The organism is Sorangiineae bacterium MSr12523 (assembly GCA_037157775.1).
In the GTDB taxonomy this organism is placed as follows: Bacteria; Myxococcota_A; Polyangia; order Polyangiales; family Polyangiaceae; genus Pendulispora; species Pendulispora brunnea.
Genome location: CP089982.1, coordinates 6666742 through 6687401, shown reverse-complemented (window position 1 = coordinate 6687401; position 20660 = coordinate 6666742). Strand labels below are relative to the sequence as shown.

The following is a 20660-nucleotide window of genomic DNA, read 5'->3' as shown; positions in this document are numbered from 1 at the left end:
ACACATCGGAGAACCGTCATGGCAACTTGGTTGGAAACGAAGACAGAAGAATTTCTCGGCGACTTGATTGCCGATGTCAGTGAGATACGTCGCGACGCGATTTCTCCCGAAGCCGATTTCCAGGAGTACGGACTCGACTCGCGCTTCGTCATCGCCATGAACTCGAGGCTCGAGCAGTATTTTGCCGGCCTCCCACGTACGGTCTTCTTCGAATATCCATCCATTCGCGCTGTCGCCGCGTACCTGATCGACGAGTTCCGCGCCGAGCTCGAATCTCTCTTTCCCGATGCTTCGTCGGCCCCGCGAGCGCGTCCACCCGCGGAGCCTCGGCCGGAAGTCTCACCAGCCCCCATCGATCTCGACTCCCTCGCGCGCCAAATTCCTCTCGCCCGCACCATCGCAAGCGCCCCCGTCGCCATCCCGTCGGCGCCCGAGCCCTTCTCGAACGACGTGGCCGTGATTGGCGTTGCTGGGCGTTATCCGAAAGCTCGAAACATCGATGAATTCTGGCGCAACCTGCGCGAAGGGCGCGACTGCGTGGAACCGCTCCCGAAGAACCGTTGGCGTCCTGCGCCGTCGGATCCTCTGCGCTGGGGCGGATACATCGATGGCGTCGACGAGTTCGATTCGCTCTTTTTCGGTATCTCGCCGCGCGAAGCGGAAACCATGGATCCGCAGGAGCGGCTCTTTCTGGAGGTCGCCTGGGAGACCATCGAAAGCGCGGGCTACGATCCCATGCGGCTTGCGCCGCGCGGAGAACCGGCTTCGGTCGGCGTCTTCCTCGGCATCATGTACGCCGATTACCACGTCTTCGGCGCGGAGCTGACCCTCCTCGGCCAGCCCACGTTGATGAGCGAATCGTACGCGACGATCCCGAATCGCCTCTCGTACTTTCTGAACTTCAGCGGCCCTAGTCTGGCGTTGGACAGCATGTGCTCGTCCTCGTTGACGGCGCTCCACCTCGCGTGCGCGAGCCTGCGTTCCGGCGATTGCAAAATGGCCCTCGTCGCCGGCGTCAACCTCACGATTCATCCGAGCAAGTACCGCCTCCTCGACGCCGGGAAATACCTCGCGAGCGATGGCCGGTGCCGGAGCTATGGTGCCGACGGAGACGGCTACGTGCCCGCGGAAGGGATCGGTGCGCTGCTCGTCAAGCCGCTCGCCGACGCCCAGCGGGATGGCGACACGATCTGGGGCGTCGTCAAGAGCACCAGTATCAATCACGGTGGCCGCGCCCGCGGTTACACGACGCCGAATCCGAGTGCGCAGGCGGCATCGCTGGGGCGTGCGCTGGAACGCGCGCGGGTCGAACCGCACACGCTCGGATACATCGAGGGGCACGGCACGGGGACATCGCTCGGCGATCCGATCGAGATCCGTGGAATGGAAAAGACATTTGGCAAGCTCGCGGACAAGATTCCACTCGGCTCGGTCAAATCGAACCTCGGGCACGCCGAGGCGGCGGCGGGGGTCGCGGCGCTCACCAAAGTGCTTTTGCAGCTCCGCGCCCGCGAGCTCGCCCCGTCGATTCATTGTGAACCTCCGAATCCGAACATCGATTTCGAGCGCGCGCCGGTGCGCGTCCAGCGCCACGGAGCTCCGTGGGAGCGTAAAATGGTGGAGTCGGAGGGCGTTGTGCGCGAGATCCCGCGACGCGCGCTGGTCTCTGCGTTCGGGGCGGGAGGGAGCAATGCCCATGTGATCGTGGAGGAGGCCCCTCCGCGGCCGCTCGCGCGCCGGATTTCTGCCGAGAATAGACTCTTCGTCTTGTCGGCCCGTTCGCCGGAGCGCCTGCACGCCCAGGCCGAGCGACTGCTCGACTTCCTGGCGCGGCTGCCGCTGCTGCGTGAATTGGAAGCGACGGAGCTCCTTTACGACATGTGCGCCACCCTTTGGTTCGGGCGCACGGCATTCGATGCGCGACTCGCGATCGTCGCCGACAGCCTGCGCACCCTGCAGCAAAAGCTGGGCGCCTTCGTGTACGGCGCCTCCAGCGAGATTCCACAATCCGAGCTCGCAGAGCTCGCGAAGCGATGGCTTGCCAACGAGTCGTTCGACGCCTCCGCGATTTTTCCAGAGCCATGGCGAAAAATCGCGCTCCCGAGTTACGCGTTCGAACGGTCGCGTGCGTGGACCATCCCCGGCAATATGCTTTACGAGCTCCCCTCCGCGCCGCAGCCGAAGGTCGCTTCCGAGGTCACCGCGGCGAAAGAATCTGCGGCCATCGCGTTCTCGCCCGCGCTGCAGGGACGGGATCCCGCGCTCGTCGTCGAGGCGCTGGTTCGCGATCTGGTTGCGGAAGTCCTTCTCGTCGACGGTTCTCGGATTCGCGTGGACGCACCGCTCTTCGATTACGGCTTGGAGTCGGTCAGCGCCGTCGAGTTGGCCGAACGGCTCAACGCGATGCTCGGCGTGGACATGACGCCGACGAGTTTCTTCGAGTTCAATACGCTGGCGGACTTCAGCCGTCATCTCGTCTCGCGCTACGATCTCACCGCGAAGCTCTCCGGCGTTCCCGTCGACACTCGTCCGAGCCACGGCGTCGAATCGGGGCCTCGCCCGGACCTTGCTCCTTCCCGCGCGCCGTCGATCGAGGCGCTGTGGGAAGACGCCGTTCAGGCCGAAAAGCGCCCGGAAATCGAGCTGCACGTGCGGAATGGGGTCGACGGTCGGGTCGTGGAGTTCGCGACGCTCGGCTCGGGCACGCCGATGCTCGTCTTCGGCGGCATCCTCTCGACGCACGAGGCGCTGACCTTGAGCCCGGACATCTCGTCCCTGGCCGAGAGCCACCGCGTGATCATGGTGCACCCGCCGGGGGCAGGGCGCAGTGAATTGCCCGACGGCGAGCTCACCATGGCATTCATCGCGGAGCAGATCGACGTGGTGCGGCGGTCGCTCGGCCTCTCTCGGGTCGTTCTCCTGGGCTACTCGTTCGGCGGTCTCGTTGCGCAGTGGTACGCGACGCATTTTCGAGAGCACGTCTCCAAGATCGTCCTGGTGTGCACGACCTCGGAGCCTGCGAGCATCGCCTCGGGCATGCACCTCATTGCGGTGGAAGCAAAGCGCCACCCGGATGGCATGCGCGCACTGCAGTTTGCCGATTTGAGCAAGTTCCCATTGTATGCCCAATTGGGTGCAGGCCTGCGGCCGGAGCAATTTGCCTATACCGATACCCCAACGTTGATCGTGGCCGGCACCGAGGATGGGTACGTGCCGCCCGTGCACGCCGAGCAGCTCGCGCGCTCCAATCCGCACGCGACGTTGCGCATGGTGCAAGGTGCGGGGCACTTCCTGGGGATTTCGCATGGCGCCGCGCTCGTTTCTCTCACGCGAGCCTTTTTGCGCGAAGGCGAGGAGACTCCCTCCGCGATCACCTTGCGCGCGATGAGCCCGGAATCGCTGGGTGCTCTGAAGAGCTATTTGGAAAATGGCGAAATTGGCTCAGGCGCGGATATTTCGCCGATTGCGGGTCAAGTCGGATATCTGCTCAATCGACTTCTCGGTGGCGCCGAGGACCGTTACAATTGCTTTTTCGCCGCGTCGGGCATCGAGGCCGTCGATACCGCGCTGCGATATGGGCGGCGTCGGGCGAAGCTCTCCAAACGCTCCGCCGACGCGAAGACCCTGATCTTCGATCCATCGGGGAGCGTGCAGCGGCATTTCGAATTTCTGCCCGGCGAAACGCTTTTTCCCGATTTGTTCTTCATGGACAATCCGGACGAATTGCTGGGGCTCGTTCGAAGCGGGTGCGAGCTAGCTTCCGTCTACCTCGCGGCGAAATGCGAGGGTCTCGAGGCTATCGTCGCCGAATGCGCGGAACGCGACATCGTATCGATTCTCGCGGAGAACGGCGCCTCCGAGTCGGGCGCGCTCGTCTCGCCGGCGTTGCCCGCCAAACCGGACGTGGTCGTCTTCGACGAGTCGATGGCCGGATTCCAACTGCCATTCGGCGTCTGCGCCATACGGCGCTTCCAGGAGCGTGGCGTATTCGTCCGCCAGCCGGAGGAGTTCGCACTGCGCCTTCCGGGGTCGATGACCGGACCGGTTTTGACCGTGGTGAAGGAGCATCTCGTGCGGAGATTTTCCGCTCTGCAAACCGATTCGGTCGTCGCAGACCTCCAGGCCATCGTGGCCGATCCGCGGGAGACGAAAGAAGCACATCGTCAATACGTCAACCCCGTGCTGCTGGAGTCGCTCGACACCTTCGGCCTGGCGGAGCGCCAGAGTCGCGGCGATCGCAGCGGGTATGCCCTCGAGCGCGAGGCAGGGCATTCGACCCGGGTCATCAATCTGTACCTCGTGACCAGCGGCTCCTTTCGCGGACACACCGGTACCGAGATCGCGAAATCGGTGATTTCGGTCCACGATGCCAAACAGGATTATTGGGCGGAGCTGGAACGGCGAATTCCTATCAGCACCGGTTTCGAGCGGGTGCTCGCCGCGGCGAGTCCATCGACGGCCGTCGAATCGGCGCTGAAGTTGGGGCTCTTGGCTGCTCGAAAAGGCTCGACGTTGCTGGTCCTCGAAGGGAGCCCGGTCTTTACCCGATTGGGCGCGCTGGTTTCGCGTGTTGCGGTCGGGAGTCCGCTCGAAGCGCTGGTCGAGAGCTGCGGCTGGTCGAACGTGAAATACGTCGATCCATTCGCGCCGAATGCGGTCGCCGTGCTCGAAGCCGAATTCGCCACGGGCGACGTCGGCTTCGTCTGGCTCGAGACCTTGCAGTCCGATTGGGGAGGGCTGCGGAGCATTCCCCAGCCCGTGCTCGCCGCCATCGACGAACACCGGTCGGGATACCTGGTCGGGGTCGACGAAACGTACACCAGCGTCGGCTGCGGGCGGACGTTCCATTGGCAGGGAAAGCTCGCGCGCCCGGACATCATGGCATTGTGCATGGGTTGGACGGACTCCCAGCTCATTGCCGGCTACGTCTTGACCCGCGAAGACGTCGTCACCCGCGCGCGAGCATGCAGCGAGGCAGGGGTCGCGGCCATCGATGCATCGTTCCGCTGCCAGCTCACGGCGCATGCGACGCTCGCCTGGCTCGACACGCTCGAGCGCGACGATGTCCTTCGTCGCATCGGTGAAACCGAGAAGCGGTTTTCTGCGGCGCTGAACGATCTCGCGGCCCAGTCTCCCCTGGTTCGGCGCGTATGGGGGGAGGGACTCTGCTGGGCCGTGCAGTTCGACCTCGAAGGCTGGCCGCGCTTCGTGCGGGACTGGTTTGCGTCGTTCGTCTGGAGCGAATGCTCGCGGGATCCGATCGCACCGGTCGCCGTGTCGATGCAGCCCCTGACCCCTGCGTGCATTCGGGTCGAGCCGCGCTACGACGCCCCTGCCGCGGAAATCGAAGCGGCGGTGGGCACCCTGAAGCGCGTCCTGGCCAAAGGGGTCGCCGGGATCGTCTCGAGCGTGGCGAACGATCTCGAGCACCGAGGCGACACCCGTCGCGCGGCGCTCTTTCGTCGCATGCTTCGCGGTTTCGACGCCGCCCCTCACCTCGAGGAGCGGCTGTGAGTGCGCGCTCGGAATACGCGATTGTCGGCGGCGGTCCCGTGGGGCTCGGGATCGCCAAATGCTTTACGCAGGCGGGGTTGCGCTTTACCCTTTTCGAGGCGGAGGCCGACTTCGGCGGTACCTGGGCAATATCGCAGGCGTCTGGCCTCGTTTACGAATCGACGCATCTGATTTCGTCGAAGAAGAATACCCAGTTTCTCGATTTTCCGATGCCGGCGGATTATCCGCACTATCCCAACCACGCCCAGATGCTCTCGTATTTGCGGAACCTGGCCGCGCACTATGGGCTTTACGATCGCGCCCAGTTCGGTGCCCGCGTCGCGAGTGTGGAGCCGAATGGGGCAGGGTGCACGGTTCGCCTCTCGAGCGGTGAATCGCGCACGTTTTCCGCGGTCGTCATCGCCAACGGGCGCATGCGCACCCCTTTGATTCCGAACTATCCCGGCCACTTCGACGGAGAAATCGTGCATGCGGCCGACTACCGCTCCCGCGACATCTTTCGCCGCAAACGCGTATTGGTCATCGGTGGCGGCAATTCCGGGTGCGACATCGCCGTCGATGCATCGCAGACAGCGGAGCGGACGTTCCACAGCACGCGGCGCGGCTATCATTACATGCCGAAGTTCATTCACGGAAAGCCAACGCAAGAATGGCTCATGGATATCGGCTCGCGCTTTTCGTCGACCGACGAGTATTGGACATTCGTCCAGCGTGAGTTCAAGGCAGCCGGTTACGATCCGGTCGATTACGGCCTCCCTCGCCCGGACCACGCCATTCACCAGGCGCACCCTATTTTGAATTCGCTGCTTCTTTATTACGTCGGCCACGGTGACATTCGCCCCAAGCCGGACGTTCGCCTCTTCGACGGACGGACGGTGGAGTTCGCCGACGGCACACGCGAAGAGATCGACCTCATTCTCTACGCAACCGGATATGAAATGAATTTTCCATTCCTGAGTCCGGAGATACGACCGCGAGACGGTGCTTTGGAGCTGTTTCTGTCGATGTTTCATCGCAAGGTCGATAGCCTGGTCTTCGTCGGATATTTCAATGCCGCGTCCGGGCTGGGGAACCTGCTCAACGTCGGGGGCGCGCTGGTCACCGATTACGTGATGGCGCGCGAGAAGAATACCGACGCGTTTCGCGTGCTTCGACGCCTCGTTCGAGGGCCGGAGCCGGATATCGGGCGAGGGCAATTCCTGAATACGCCGAGGCACCGCGTCGAGACGGACCTCTGGAAAGCCATCAAAGTGATCCAATTCTTTCGCTCGGTGCTCAACCCCACGGCAACAACGGTCACGGAGTCGTTGCGATGAACGAGAAGTCGAATACGAGCCTCATGAAGCGAGCACTCGCAGCGCTCAAAGATGCGGAAACGGAGATAAGCCGTTACCGCAACGCGGTGCCGGAGCCGATTGCCATCGTCGGGGCGGGGTGCCGGATCCCCGGGGGGGCGACCTCGCCTCCCGCATTTTGGCGCCTGCTCGAAGACGGTTTCGATGCGCTCCGGGAGATGCCGCCCGGCCGACGGCGATTGTTCGAATCGCTCGGCGCGAACCCTCCCGCGGCGGGCGGCCTCTTGGATGGCATCGACCGGTTCGATCCGTCGTTTTTCTCGATATCGCCGCGGGAGGCCATTTCCTTGGATCCCGCGCAGCGGCTTCTTCTCGAGGTTTCGGTCGAGGCACTGGAAGACGGAGGCATCCCGTTGCGGCATCTTCGCGGAAGCCGGACCGGCACCTTCATGGGCTTTGCGGGGTACAGCGGTTATGGCTCGCTCAGCGTGGCCCAGGTCGAAATGCTCTACGCGGTGACGGGCCTCTCGGTGAGCATCGCGGCAGGGCGGATCGCGTATGCGCTCGATCTTCAGGGGCCGTGCATCGCGCTCGACACGGCGTGTTCGTCGTCGCTCGTTGCCGTCCACCTCGCGTCCCAAAGCCTGCGCAGCGGCGAATGCAACGTAGCGCTCGCCGGAGGCGTGAACGTGATTGCCGTGACGGTCGGCAGCGACGCGATGCAAGCGACGGGGGCCCTCTCGTCGCAGGGAGGACGATGCCGCACCTTCGACGCGGGGGCCGACGGCTACGTGCGCTCGGAAGGGTGCGGCGTGGTGGTTCTCAAGCGGCTGAGCGACGCACAGAAGGCCGGCGATCGCGTTCTGGGCGTCATCGCCGGTTCCGCCGTGAGCCACGATGGCCATAGCAACGGCCTCACCGCACCGAATGGCCGCGCCCAGGAGCGGCTCCTGCGCGATGCGCTGTCGGCCGCCCGTATGCGCCCCGAGGACATCGACTACGTCGAGAGCCACGGGACCGGTACGCCGCTGGGCGATCCGATCGAGCTCGAGGCGCTCGGGCAAGTCTTCGCCCGTTCGCACGACGCCGGACGGCCATTGATGGTCGGCTCCGTAAAGACGAACATCGGGCACACCGAAGGCGCGGCCGGCATCGTGGGCCTTCTCAAAGTGCTCGGCATGTTTCGTCGCGGGATCATTCCGCGCCACCTTCATTTCGAGGTCCCCAGCCCGCGCGTGGCCTGGGACGCTCTTCCGATTTCCGTGCCGCGCGAGACGCTCCCGTGGCCGCGCACCGAAGGCAAGCGGCGGGTTGCAGGCGTGAACGCCTTCGGCTTCAACGGCACCATTTCGCACGCGATCGTGACGGAGCCGCCCGCCCCGACGGAGCCCTCGATGGAGGGGGACATCGAGGCCGACCGACCTCGAATTCTGCCGATCTCCGCCAAGACGGACAGCGCGCTCCAATCGTACATAGCCTCGTACATCGAATACCTGGATTCGCCGGTATCGCTGGACGTGACGGAGCGCGATATCGCTTATACGGCGAGCGAGCGCCGCGATCATCACGAGCACCGGCTCGTCGTTCTCGGTCACGACCGCGCCGAGTGGTGCGACAAACTTCGCAGCCACCTCGCCGGCGAACGGCCGCGGGGGCTCGTTCGTGGAACGGCCAAGGACGCGCGCCCGCGCGTCGCCTTCGTCTTCTGCGGACAGGGCCCGCAGTGGGCGGGGATGGGGCGCGAGCTCGTCGAAACAGAGCCGGTATTCCGCGCCGCATGGGAAGCCTGCTACGAGCATATTCGCGCTGCGGGAGGGCCTGCGCCCAGCGATGATCGAATGAATCAGACCGCGGTGGCGCAGCCGGCGCTCTTCGCGCTGCAGGTGTCGCTGGCCGCACTGTGGCGCTCGTGGGGAGTGTCGCCCGACGCCGTCGTCGGGCACAGCATCGGCGAGGTTGCAGCCGCGCACGTGGCCGGTGCATTGACCCTCGAAGACGCTGCGCGCCTCGTGGTGCTGCGGGGCCAGATCATGCAGAAGGCAACGGGCCTCGGGAAAATGCTGTCCGTGGCATTGCCGTCTGCATCGGCCGAGCGGCTCATTGCGGAGTACGGCCCGCGCGTGTCGATTGGCGCGAGCAACAGCCCCAACGCGACGGTCCTCTCCGGCGAAGCAGCCGCGCTCCAGACATTGGCCGCGCAGCTTGGGGTTCGGGGGATCGAAGCCAAATGGCTGCCCGTCGAATACGCATTTCATAGCGCCCAAATGGAAGGCTTCGGAGAGGAACTGCGCGGGCGCCTGCGCGAGCTCTCTCCGAACGAGACGAAGACCGTGCTGCTCATGTCGACCGCGCGCGGCCAGGCCGAGCAGGGGACCTTCTTCGATGCCGACTATTGGGGTCAGCAGATCTTGAAGCCGGTTCTTTTCGCCGCATGCATTCGCGATCTCGTGCAACGAGGGTACGAAGCGTTCTTGGAGATGGGCCCTCATCCGGTCCTCGCGGCCGCGATGAACGAGACATGGGGCGCGCAAAAGAAGTCCGCGCGCGCGCTCGCATCGCTGCGCCGGAACGAAGAGGAGCGGCCCACGATGCTCGAATCGCTCGGAGCTCTCCACTGCGCGGGCTACCCCATCGATTGGTCCAAAGCGTATCCGACGCGGGGCCGCACGATTTCGCTCCCGACGTACCCCTGGCAACGGCAAAGCTATTGGCTCGAAGGCGGGCGTCCGAAAGCTTCCTCGCGCGAGGAGCATTGCGCATTGGAGTGGCGCGCGTCTCCTCTCGTCGAAGAGCCCGGCGACGGCGGTGGCGGATGGTTGATCTTCGCCGATTCGGCGGGTCGTGGCGCGGCGCTCGAGGCGCATCTCGCGTCGCAGGGTGCGATCTGCGTCCGTGTAACGGCGGGGGAGGCGTACGCGCGTCGAGGCGCGCGCGACTACGTGATCGACCCGCGCGAGCCGGCGCATTTCGTCCGCCTTCTCGCGGAAGATGACGTGCGCGCGGCCCTCGCTTCGTCGTCCGGGCGGAGCCGTGTGGTGCACCTCTGGAGCGCGAACGCCGCTGCCGCCGAGCCTTCGCTTGCGCGGATCCAGCAGGCGCAAACCCTCGGTTCGATCAGCGCGCTCCATCTCGTGCAGGCGCTCGCGGGCACCGGGTGGGCGCAGCTTCCGCGGCTCTGGCTGCTCACCGAAGGGGCTCAATCCGTCGAGAACGAGGCGGTCTCCGTGGAACAGGCGCCGCTTTGGGGGTTCGGTATGGCCGTCGTCCAGGAAATGCCGGAGCTCGACTGCCGCTTGCTCGATCTCGACGCAGCAACCGACATCGGGTGTCTCGCAGACGAGCTTCTCGCAGGAGGGGACGAGAACCGCATCGTTCTTCGGGGTGCCGAGCGCTATGTCGCACGGCTGGTGTTTTACGTGCCCGAGAACCCCGCACCCTCGTTCAAGTCCGATGCCACGTACCTCGTGACGGGCGGCCTCGGAGGGCTCGGGCTCGAGGTCGTCAAGTGGATGGCCGCGCGCGGAGCCAGGCACTTTGCATTGCTCGGGCGGCGTGCCCCGCCCTCGGACGTGGAACAGGTGCTCGAGGGCGTGCGTGCGGAAGGCGCCAGCGTCGCCACGTTCTCCGTCGACGTCGCCGACGCCGAGCGACTCCGCGCCGTCGTCGACGAAATCCGCACATCGATGCCGCCTCTCTCTGGGATCATCCACGCCGCCGGTGTGCCGGATATGACGCCCCTCGCGGAGCTGGATGCGCCGCGACTCGAGGCGATCGGCCGCGCGAAGCTCGACGGCGGGTGGAACTTGCACGAGGTGTCGCGCGGTCTATCGCTCGACTTTTTCGTCCTCTTCTCGTCCGTCGCATCGCTGTTCGGATCGCCGGGGCAGGCCAGCTACGCGGCGGCAAATGCCTTCCTCGACGGCTTGGCGCATTACCGCCGTGCACGCGCCCTGCCGGCGCTCAGCATCCATTTCACCGCGTGGAGCGACGTAGGCATGGCCACGCAGGTCGCTGCGCACACCACGCGCTATCTCGCCACGCAAGGCATGGGCGTCCTCACGGCGGCGGAAGGGATCGCGGCCTTGGAGCACGTCTTCGTTTCGCCGCGGGCCTGCGTCGGCATCGTCCCCTTGTCGCGAGCCAAATTGCCGAAAAACCGTTTCGTCTCCGAGTTGGTCGCCCCCACCCAGGCGGTGATTCGAGCCTATTCGCGCATTGCCAATCTTCCGCGGGAAAAGCGGTTTGCGGCCATCGAGGACACGCTGCGCGGCCTCCTCGCCAAGGCAACCCGAATGCCGAAGCACACGCTGAAGACCACCGACGTGCTCCACGATCTCGGATTGGACTCGCTCATTGCCCTGGAGGTGCGGCAATCGGTCGAAGAAGAGCTGAATGTCCAATTGGTTCCTTCGGATATTGCTGCTCAAGCAACCGTGCACGACCTGAGCGCTCGAGTGGCCGCCAAATTCGACGCGCTTCACGCCGGCGTGAAAGACGCCCGAAAAGCCGAGCTGTCCGACGTCCCAGCGCCGCTCACGATCCTGAAGAGCGGCGGCCCGGCGCCGCGTCTGCGGCTCGTCTGCTTCACGGGCCGCGGCGGCTGTGCGACGGATTTTCAAGAGTGGGTTCCAGTCTTGCCGGAGGATTGGGAGCTCGTGGCCGTCGAATATCCAAGTTGGGACTCGGAGCGTTTCGATTCGAACGCATCGGGCCATCGGCCGTTGGCGTCCCTGACCTTGCAAGTCGCCGGCGCCCTCATGGCATTACCCAAAGCGCCGTTCGCATGCCTGGGGCATAGCCTCGGTGCTTTGATTGCGTACGCGACCGTCGTCGAGCTCGAACGACATGCGATCGAGCCGATGTGCGTCGTTCTGTCGAACCCGACCAATTCGTCCACCATCCAGCGAACGACCACCCGCGAGCAGTTTCGCGACGAGCGATTCTTGATGACCATTGCCGATTTGGAGGGTGTTCCCGTCCACCGCAAAACCCCGGAAGCGAGACGACGTTTCTTGAACGCGTTCGGCGAGCAGTGCGCGTGGAACTTCGATTTCGATCCGAAATGGAAGCTGTCCTGCCCCATCGTGATGGCGACCAGTCGAGGCGACGGGAAGCTTCAGGACGAAAGCTTGGACGTGTGGCGGCGGAGCGGCGGTGCGCTGACCGAGTGGACCTTCGCCGGAGGGCACGATTACATCCGCCTGGAGTTTGCCGAACTGGCGAGCCGAATCGTCGACTTCATCGAAGGGATTTCGAAGTGACCCGCGCCATCGTCATCGGGGGAAGCCTGGCCGGCATGTGCACTGCGCGCGTACTCGGCGACTTTTTCGACGAAGTGGTGATGCTCGAGCGGGATCTTCTGCCCGAGGGGATCGCCGCTCGCCCCGGCGTGCCGCAGAGCCGGCACACGCACGTACTGCTGCCTCGCGGCGAGCGGGAAATGGAGAAGCTCTTTCCCGGCTTCGTGGCCGCGATGTTGGCCGGCGGTGCCGTGCGGTTCGACATCGGTACCGACATGGCGGTGCGGCGCACCTTCGGATGGCAAACGCTCGGCGCCACCGCCGAGGTGCTCTGGGCGAGCCGCAACTTGCTCGAAGGCACGATGCGCGCGCTCTTTCGACAGCAGACCAAGGTGCGCGTCATCGACGGCGTGCAGGTGCTCGGCCTCCTGGGAACGCCCGGCCAGGTGCGCGGCGTGCGGCTGCGCAGCGGAACGCGAGAGCGGGAATTGCCCGAGCTGCTGGCCGAACTCGTGGTCGATGCCAGCGGGCGCAACACCGCCATCGACGCGTGGCTGCGGGAATTGGGAGTGACCCCGCCGCAAACGGAGCGTGTGGATGCGCACGCGGGATACGCCTCGCGCTTTTATCGTCCCCCGCCGCGCCGCCCGGCGGACTGGTGGTGGAAGGGGCTCTGGGTCGAAGCCGAACCCGGAAGGCCGCGCGGCGGCGTGATCTTTCCAATCGAGGATGACTGCTGGTTGGTCACGGCATCGGGGTTCAATCGGGCCTATCCACCGACGGACGAACAGGGGTTTCTCGCACATTTCGCGAGTTTGAGCTCACCGATGGCTTCGAGGGTCCTCTCCCAGGCGGAGCCCATCTCGCCCATTCATGGCTTTCGATCGATGGCCAACGTGTTTCGGCGCTACGAGCGTTGGACCGCGGGGCCGGCCGGTTTCGTGGCGGTGGGCGATGCCGCGTGCGCTTTCAATCCGGTCTATGGCCAAGGCATGGCCGCGTCGGCGGTCTGCGCCGCCATCTTGGGGCAGGTGCTGCGGCGCAGCGGTCCAAGAGCACGATTCGAGCGAGCCTTCTTTCGCGAGCAGGCCACGTTCTTGGCCGGCCCATGGGCTCTCGCCACGGCATCGGATTTCCGTTGGCCGGACACCGAAGGAACGCGTCCGAATGTGCCGGCTGCGGTCGGACGATACATGAAATGGGCCATTGAGGCGGCTCACCACGATGGTGCCCTGCGCCGTCGCCTGTTTCCCGCATTCGATCTCACCGGTACGGCGACGTTGCTCTTCCAACCGCGTGTGGTGGCCAAGGTGCTGACGTCGACCGCCGGGCGCCGACTTCACCGCCGCTTCGTAGGAACGACCCCCATCCCGGAATCACCGCCGGCACCCCGACGATAAGGAGAATCGACAATGCGTTATTTCATGTTCGTGACCAGCGACGAATCGGCATGGGCCAACTCGACGCCCCAATACAAAGAAGAAATATTCGGTAAATATATGGCCTTCACCATGGAAATGCAGAATGCGGGCGTTCTGCTCGCGGTCGAATCGCTCCAGCCCTCGAGCAAAGGCTCGCGTGTCCAGGTTCGAAATGGCGAGCGCACCGTCGTCGACGGCCCTTGGGGTGAGCCGTCTGCCGTCGGTGGATATTACCTCATTCGAGTCGATTCCAAGGACGAAGCGCTCGCGTGGGCTGCCAAGTGCCCCGGGGCTTCGTACGGCACCATGGAAGTGCGGGAAGTGTCGGAGTTCGGGAAATGAGCGTCGATCTTTCCAAGCTGCTACCGCCCGCGAACAACGCCATCGAGTTGTTTCGCCATCACGTGGCGACCGTCCCCGACAAGGCGATGGCCACCTTCATCGAAGACGGTGGACGCGAAGTGGCGCTCACCTTCGCCGAGCTCGATCGCGCGGCCACGAACCTCGCGCGCGAGCTCGTTCGGATCGCGGCGCCCGGGGAGCGAGCGCTGATCGCCTACGATTCGGGGCGTGAATTCGGCGTGGCCCTCTGGGGTGCCCTCTATGCCGGCCTGATCGCGGTCCCGGTCGATCCGCCGGGGCCCGGGCGGCCGGCGGGAAACGTAATGCGCATTTCGAACGTGGCCACCGATTCGGGTGCCACGGTTTGCATTTCGTCACCGGTCACGAAGGCGGCGCTCGAGAGCGATCCCACCACGCGCGCACTCGGCGCCAAATTGAAGTGGGTTTTCCCCGACCTCGAAGACCTTTTCGGGCGCGTGGCGGGCGATGCGCCGTCGGTCGATACGCCGACGGTGAAGGATGTGGCCCTGATTCAGTATGCATCGGGATCGACCGGCGCGCCCAAAGGGACGCGCGCGACCCACGGCAGCTTGCTCAGGGTCGCGGGGGCATTCATCGCTTCGAGCTCGGCGGAGAGCCCGTTCGGGCAGCCGAACGTCGAAGTCACATGGCTTCCATTCACCCATTCGATGGCCGGATACGGCTTCCTCATCAAATGCCTCACCGGGGCCAAGATGCCCGGGTGGTACATCGAGCCGGCGGCGTTTGCCTGTTCGCCGGTCCTTTGGCTATCGGCGATTTCCCGCCATGCGGGGCAACAGGTCTATGCCGTGACACCCAACTTCGCGCTCGATTGGTGCGTCTCTTCGACCACCGAAGCCGAACGCAAGCAACTCGATCTGAGCTGCTGGACGCACGTCATGAGCATGGGCGAAAAGGTACGCCCCGAGACCTTGAAGGCATTCACGGAAGCATTTCGCGATAGCGGTTTTCGTCCGAAACTGTTCATCGCGGGATATGGCACGTCGGAAACGGGATACATCACCGGATCCATCGGCGCCGGCGAAACGAGATGTTTCGATCGCACCGCCATGGGCGAAGGGCGTCTGCAGGAGGCCTCCGAAGGAGGGATCCCGCTGCTTTCGTCGTCCGGTTTCATGCTCCCCGGTGCTCGGATCGAGATTGTCGACCCCGAGACGCGCGAAATCCTGAAAAAGGGAATGATCGGGGAAATCTGGGTTGCGACGCCCTATACGATGGACGGCTATTGGAATCGGCCGGAGGAGACCGAAGAGCTCTATCGCGCGCAGACCGCCGATTCGAAGGGGCCGTTCTTCCGCACCGGCGACCTCGGAGCCATCTACGAGGACCACCTCTTCATCACCGGCCGGCGAAAAGGCGTGATCGTCGTGCGCGGGCGAAAGCACTACGTGGAAGACATCGAGGCGACGCTCGAACGGACCCTCCGATGGCTCGGCGCGAACTCCACCATCGCGTTCTCCAGCGACGTGAACGGGGTCGAGGAGCTCCTCATCGCGACCGAACCGCGGGGCGCCGAAGCACCCCACAGCATCGAGGAGGGAACCGACGCCATTCGCGGCGTCGTCGCACGCGAGTTCGGAGTCCGCGTTCACGAAATTCTGTTCCTGTCGCCGGGGCAGCTTCCGCGAACCGGCATGGGCAAAGTCTCGCGCGTCACGTGCAAACAGCTCTTCGACGCCGCCTCGCTCGGAATCGCAGCGCGAAGCGGCACGGCTCCCAGGGCCGACACCGCCGCTTTCAGCATCGACCTCGCGGCCATCGAACGCGAGAGCGACGGCGAGCTACGGGCTGCACGAGCCACCGAAAATGTGCGCGGGCTTCTTGCGAGCTTGCTCGGGGTACCGGAGGACACGCTTGGCGTCACCAAGTCGTTCGCCGAGCTCGGGGTCGATTCGCTGACCGGCGTCCGATTCTGCGGCGAGCTCGTTCGCCAGCTCCCGTTCGATCTTTCGCCGGCCGTTCTCTTCAGTTATCCGACTTTGAAAGAGCTCGGAGCGCTCCTCGGCGAAAAACTTCGAGGCAACATCTCGATTCCGACCCCATCGGAAGCTCCGACGTTGGTCGACCTCGAGATCGACGACATGTCGGAAGACGAAGCCGCAGATGCTTTACGCGCCCACCTCGATACGCGGTCGACGTCATGAATGACCATCTTTTGGTTCGCTCGCCCATCGATGGAACGCGTTTGGGCGAAGCCCCGCAGATGAACGATGGCGACGTGCGCGCGGCGGTGGAACGCGCGCGCAGGGCTCAGCGCCCATGGGGCGAGCTGTCCGTTGCGGCCCGCGCCGAACGGGTCGCCCGAGTGATCGACGCATTTCTCGAGCACGACGAGGAGCTCGTCGATCTCCTCGTGTCGGAGACCGGAAAGCCGAAGAACGAGGCCTTGAGCGAAGTCCTTTTCGTCGTCGACGCGTGTCATTACTTCACGCGACATGCCGCTCGGATCCTCGCCGACCAGTCCATCGAGCTGCACCATATGAAATGGCTCCGCAGCTACGTCACGCACGTGCCCATGGGCGTCATTGGTGTCATCTCGCCATGGAATGTGCCGTTGGCCATCCCGATGGGGAGCGTCATCGAGGCGCTCGTCGCCGGCAATGCCGTGGTGGTCAAGCCGTCGGAGCTCACGCCCTTGATTCTGCTGAAGGCCAAAGAAATTCTGGATGCCGCCGGGCTCCCTCCGGATCTATTCCAGGTGGTGACTGGCGACGCGCGGACCGGCGCCGCATTGATCGACGCGGGCGTGCAGAAGGTGATCTTCACCGGCGGCGTAAGCGGCGGCCGGCGTGTCGGTGCCGCATGCGCGGAGCGCTTGATCCCGTGCGTGCTCGAACTGGGTGGCAAGGCGCCGCTGATCGCGTGCTCCGATTGCGACATCGAACGCACCGCGCGGGCCATCGTTGCGGGCGGTTTCTCGAACTCGGGTCAATTGTGCATTTCGGTCGAGCGGGTGCTGGCGCATGAAAGCGTGTATCCTGCACTCGTCGATCGGGTCGTGACGCTCACACGCGAGCTGCGGCAGGGCGATCCGCGCTCGAATTACGTCGACATGGGCGCGATCACCTTCGCGAAACAGACCGAGATCGCCGAAGCGCACATCCGGAATGCCCTGGCGCACGGTGCAACGGTGGCCACGGGCGGAAAGCGCGTGGCCGGTCCGGGGACCTTCTTCGAGCCGACCATTCTTACCGAATGCACCCTCGACATGTCGGTGATGCGCGAGGAAATCTTCGGCCCCATCGTGCCGATCATGAAGGTCCGCGACGAGGACGAAGCGCTTCGCATCGCCAACGATTCTCACCTCGGATTGAACGCGTACGTCTTTTCACGGGACATGACGCGCGCCCGCGCCATCGCCGCCCGCGTGGAGGCAGGCACCGTCATGATCAACGAGGTCCTCTTCGCCTACGGGGCGCCGGAAGCTCCCTTCGGTGGCATCAAAGATTCCGGCTACGGTCGCGTGCACTCCGATGATTCGCTTCGGGCGATGTGCCATGCGCGCCACATCAATCATCCGCGAATCCAATTGCCAGAGCGCAATCCGCTGATGTTCCCCTATTCGGCCGCCACCTATCATGGATTCCGTACGGTGTTTCGCGCGGCCTTCAAACGCCACCGCTGGCTCGGCCGCTTAGCGGATCTCTTGTAATTACAATGTCGCTTTCAACAAATGCAGCAACCCGGGGAATCGAAGCCCGTCGATGCGCGCTTTCGCATAAAGGGCATTGATGTCGTGGGCGCCGAGATCTTGCACCTGCGAAAATCCGACCTCGCGCAAGAGGGCCACCATGCGAACGGGCTGGAACTCGGTCCGAACCGGCTCGCCGTGGGTGGCGGTCAAGGACCCGAGCATGGCCAGAATCTCCCGTTGCCCTTGGTCGAGAAGCGACTTGGGCAGCGCACAATCGAGCACGATTTCGCTACCGCTCGCGGCGTGCGCGACTTCTTTCAGCGTCGCGACGATGGCATCCTCGGTGAGGTACCACGTGACACCGAGCCAGGAAAAGAACGCGGGAACGTCTTCGCGGTATCCCGATTCGCAAAGTCGTTCCCTCATCGACTGCCGTTCGAAGTCGACCGGGACGAAGGTGACGTGCGCTGGCAACGCTGTGCCCAACTCCCGCAGGCGCGCCTGTTTTCTGGCCTGCGTCGCCGGGTGGTCCACCTCGAAGATATGCAGTTTTCCGACCAAATCCGGTCTGCGGTATGCGAACGAGTCCAGCCCAGAGCCCAGGATGACGTATTGCGCGACACCGCGCTGCATCGCTTTCTCGAGCTCGTCCTCGACGTAACGCGCACGAAGCGTCACATCGGCCCGGATGTGGCGCATCAAAGCATGTGCACAATCCGACGAGAACCTACGCGTGAGTTCCTCTCGGAAAGCACTCACCGATGCCCGCAACGTAGCTTCGTCGTCGATTCCGGCGAGGGGCGCCGCAAAGCCGTCCTCGAAGATCCACGGGGGGTGGTCGAGAAGGCGGTGTGCCGCACGCATCACAGCGGCGAGTCGTGCAGTCTCACTCGGGCGTCCTGTTTCCATGGCGGTGTCTCCTGGTACTTCGTCGTTATTCGAACTTCGTCGGGTCGACCAATCGCAATCGCCCATCCTCGATGCATCCCGAGGTTCGCGTCCGGAACCATCCGTCGGCCGTGAACGCTGCACGCGTCGCGTCTGCGTCGTTGCAATAGGACGAAAAGACCATTGGGCCGCGCAATTCCAATTCCCCATCGATGACGCGCATTTCCAGACCCGGGAGGGGCAATCCGAGCGATGCGAACTCGCGGTTCGCGTCCCGTTCGGGGAACTCACTCGAATAAATCGATCCGGCGCACGTCTCCGGCCTGCCGAAGGCGGGGCGCAGCGCCGTGCGTGCCAAACCGCACGCTGAGAGCCGTTCGAGAAAGGCGCGCCCCGTCTCGACGACGACGGGTTCGCCTCCGGAGACGATATGCCGCACGCACGATAGATCGACCGCCAGCGGCGCAGCTTCCGGGGAGCCAAGTGCGGCGACGATCTGGGCAAAGACCGTGTTTCGCGCGAAGGTCATCGAAACCCGGTGGCGATCGACGAGGTGCAGAAGGCGCAAAGGATTGGCGAAGATGGCGGCGGGGCCGGAATGCACCTGGGTGGCGCCGAGATAGAGCGGCAAGAGGTGGGTCTCCAGGAGCGCGGCGCCGTGATTGAACGGGACCCAGTTGAGCGTGACATCGGCCGCCGTGAGCTCCAGCCGTTCCGCCTTGGATGCCATGGATGCAAGAAGATTGGCATGCGAGAGAACGACCGCCTTTGGTGCATCGGCCGGCTCGGGAAGAAGCATGAGCAACGCGGGGTCCGAGAGCTTTGCCGTGCACTCGAAATCCTGCGCGGGGGCGGCTCGAAGGGTCTGCAGCGTATCCGCGGTGACGAGCAGCGGGGTATCGAGCAGAGCGTCGACATAGGCGAGTGTCGCGCTCCATTGCGCCGGATTCTGACGCGCGGGCATGAGCGGAAATGGGATGTATCCGCCGAGGATGCAGGCCCAGAACACCGGGATGAAATCGCCGGGGCGCTCGAGCGCGAGGGCGACGCGGCGGCCAGGTCGATGCCCGGCGGCGCGCAATCCGCCAAGAATGCGGCGCGCGTCCTCGAGCAGCTGCGGGTAGGTGATCAGGGTCGCGTCGTTCTCGTGCTCCTCGGAGACGAGAACGATGCCCGCGTGCGGGTGTTGCCGAGCGGCCCACGGAAGAAGGTCTCCGATGTGTGTATTCGTCATGGCGGGTTCCTAGCGAGGGGTGGCACTCGGCTCGATATACGACTGAAAGCGCTCTCGTAACTCGCAGACGAGGCGCTCGTTGGTGATGAATTCGCGAAAACCGTCCGCGAGCTTGTAATGCGTGAGGGGGCGCAACGATTCCGGAGGTGGAACGTCGTCGCGAGGCGACCATGTTCCATCGCGGGCCATCGACGCCTGTTGCTCCTGCGAGAGGTACCAGGACAGAAACAGCTTCGCCGCGCACGGATGCCTTGCACCGCGAAAAATGCCTGCCGTTTGCGCCCAAATCGGCATGGCATCCTCGTCGGAGATGTACATGTCGACCTTCGCCCCACGGCGCTTGTCGGCAAGACAGAGCCAAGGAATCGCATCGAGGGTTACGGTGAAGTCACCCTCGACGAGCGCGCGGGCCAAGGGGGCATGCCCCTCGACGAAGGTTGGCCGATTCTTCATCAATCGATCCATGAATGACCAGCCGTACTTCTCGACGAGGGTGTAATACAAATAGAGAACGACATCGTCCCGATGGGGAGCGCCGGAAATCATCTTTCCGTCGAATCGACAATCGAGGAAGTCCAACGCCGACCGCGGAACGGAATCCGCGTCGAGCACGTCGGAGCGGTACGCATAGACGATCCCGTACACCTGGGTACCGACCCATGTGCCATCGGGGGCCTTGAACGAAGGCAGGATTCGTTCGAGGCCGGGCGGCTCGAATGGCTCGAGGTGCCCATCGTTGCGCCATCTTTCGAAGTCCTGAATGGACTGCAACAGAGCCAGATCTGCTTCGACGGCGCCGGCCTTCCGCTGCGCATCGATGCTGCTTGCCAAGGTGCCGGCGTAACCATTCGTGAGATTTACCTCGATGCCCGGAAATCGATCTTCGAACCGTCCAATGGCATCTCTGTAAATCGATGACGGGCCCGAGGCATAGAGGTCGAGGCGGCGTTCCTTCTTGGCAGAGAAATACAAGGATTCTTCATGTGTCATGACTGCGATCTCTATTTTGGAATCCCCGCCGGTCGGGAAGTGCTACCGTCAGGGGACCCG

At 64.3% G+C, this 20660-nt stretch carries 10 protein-coding genes; 7 read left to right on the top strand and 3 right to left on the bottom strand.

Annotated features, from left to right (window positions below):
- Positions 1-18: 18 nt before the first annotated feature.
- Genes LZC95_25735 through LZC95_25705 form a run of 7 tightly spaced genes read left to right on the top strand, consistent with a single transcriptional unit; the run spans position 19 to position 17506 of the window.
- A complete protein-coding gene (locus LZC95_25735; protein ID WXB00204.1) occupies positions 19-5514 on the top strand; it encodes an alpha/beta fold hydrolase in 5496 nt (1831 codons plus the stop codon).
- Positions 5511-6830, top strand: coding sequence for an NAD(P)-binding domain-containing protein (locus LZC95_25730; protein WXB00203.1), 1320 nt, complete (start codon positions 5511-5513; stop codon positions 6828-6830). Before LZC95_25735 ends, LZC95_25730 begins: the two co-directional genes overlap by 4 nt.
- On the top strand, positions 6827-12070 hold the full coding sequence (locus LZC95_25725) for an SDR family NAD(P)-dependent oxidoreductase (GenBank protein WXB00202.1): 5244 nt from the start codon (positions 6827-6829) through the stop codon (positions 12068-12070). Before LZC95_25730 ends, LZC95_25725 begins: the two co-directional genes overlap by 4 nt.
- Positions 12067-13449, top strand: coding sequence for a hypothetical protein (locus LZC95_25720; protein WXB00201.1), 1383 nt, complete (start codon positions 12067-12069; stop codon positions 13447-13449). The genes LZC95_25725 and LZC95_25720 overlap by 4 nt, the downstream gene beginning before the upstream one ends.
- Before the next feature lie 12 nt (positions 13450-13461).
- Positions 13462-13812 (top strand): YciI family protein, encoded by a 351-nt coding sequence (locus LZC95_25715; GenBank protein ID WXB00200.1) that lies wholly within the window; start codon positions 13462-13464, stop codon positions 13810-13812.
- On the top strand, positions 13809-15998 hold the full coding sequence (locus LZC95_25710) for an AMP-binding protein (GenBank protein WXB00199.1): 2190 nt from the start codon (positions 13809-13811) through the stop codon (positions 15996-15998). The genes LZC95_25715 and LZC95_25710 overlap by 4 nt, the downstream gene beginning before the upstream one ends.
- Positions 15995-17506, top strand: coding sequence for an aldehyde dehydrogenase family protein (locus LZC95_25705; protein WXB00198.1), 1512 nt, complete (start codon positions 15995-15997; stop codon positions 17504-17506). The genes LZC95_25710 and LZC95_25705 overlap by 4 nt, the downstream gene beginning before the upstream one ends.
- Here LZC95_25705 and LZC95_25700 read toward each other — a convergent pair whose 3' ends face one another.
- The 3 genes from LZC95_25700 to LZC95_25690 are packed head-to-tail and all read right to left on the bottom strand — an operon-like array spanning position 17507 to position 20600.
- Complete coding sequence (locus tag LZC95_25700; protein ID WXB00197.1) at positions 17507-18397, bottom strand: class I SAM-dependent methyltransferase; 891 nt, start codon at positions 18395-18397, stop codon at positions 17507-17509. It abuts the gene before it with no gap.
- Between the two features lie 25 nt (positions 18398-18422).
- A complete protein-coding gene (locus tag LZC95_25695) occupies positions 18423-19610 on the bottom strand; it encodes an AMP-binding protein (protein ID WXB00196.1) in 1188 nt (395 codons plus the stop codon).
- A 9-nt stretch (positions 19611-19619) separates the two neighbouring features.
- A complete protein-coding gene (locus LZC95_25690) occupies positions 19620-20600 on the bottom strand; it encodes an extracellular solute-binding protein (protein ID WXB00195.1) in 981 nt (326 codons plus the stop codon).
- Between the last annotated feature and the right edge of the window lie 60 nt (positions 20601-20660).